Source organism: Desulfovibrio sp. 1188_IL3213 (genome assembly GCF_036763145.1).
GTDB lineage: Bacteria > Desulfobacterota > Desulfovibrionia > Desulfovibrionales > Desulfovibrionaceae > Desulfovibrio.
Map to the genome: position 1 here is coordinate 1 of NZ_JBAIYR010000682.1, position 802 is coordinate 802.

The 802-nt window shown below is 62.8% G+C and carries 2 protein-coding genes; both read left to right on the forward strand.

The window, feature by feature from the left end; translation table 11 throughout:
* On the forward strand, nt 1-283 hold a 283-nt coding region (locus V6C16_RS14520; RefSeq protein WP_333543596.1), incomplete at its 5' end, for a DUF4115 domain-containing protein.
* Nucleotides 280-802, forward strand: a 523-nt coding sequence (gene recO, locus V6C16_RS14525) for a DNA repair protein RecO (RefSeq protein ID WP_333543597.1), incomplete at its 3' end; no start/stop codon positions are given. The genes V6C16_RS14520 and recO, both read left to right, overlap by 4 nt.

Genomic DNA, 802 nt, shown 5'->3' on the forward strand with positions numbered 1-802 from the left:
CGCCGCGGGGGCAGGCACTGAAAGGCCCGCCGTGGCCGGGCCGCACAAGGTCATCATTACCGCTACCGAAGAATGCTGGGTGCATTCCAGCGCCGACAATACCGATACCAGGCAGTTTTCGTTGCGCAAGGGCGATACCTTTGCCCTTACCTTCAGCAAAAGCCTTGAATTGAAGCTCGGCAACGCCGGCGGGGTTCGCATCCGTTATGACGGCGAAGAGCTTCCGCCCGTGGGCGGCAGCGGTCAGGTTCGCACTCTTACCTTTCCTCCGGCGCGCCAATGACGGAATGGGCCGATCACGCGCTTGTGCTGCGCATGGGGCACTTTCGTGAGTCGGACCTCTGGCTGAAGACCCTGTGTCGCAAACACGGCCTGCTGACGCTGTTCGCCTTTGGGGGCAGCAGAAGCAGGCGTCGTTTTTGCGGCTGCCTGGATGTGCTCAACAGTCTGCACTGCCGCGTCAAGGCATCGCCGCGCGGCGGCTTTCTGAATCTTGAAGAAGCCGTTCTGCTTGGCGGGCCGCAGACGCTCAGGCAAGACTGGCGGCGCATGGGGCTTGCGGCCAATTGCCTGCGTTTTGTGGAGGCTCTCGGCGTCAATGATGACGGTGCGGATGAGGCTTTCGCCCTGGTTGAGGACATGCGGCGCACCCTTGAAGAGGCTCCGGCCCTGCCCGCGCTGTTTCCTCTTTTTTTTCGTCTTCGCCTCGCCGGTGCGCTGGGTTTTGCTCCCAGCCTTGATGTATGCGGCCTGTGCGGTACGGACGTGGGCGGCCCCGTGCAGTTTGTGGTGGACGAGGGGC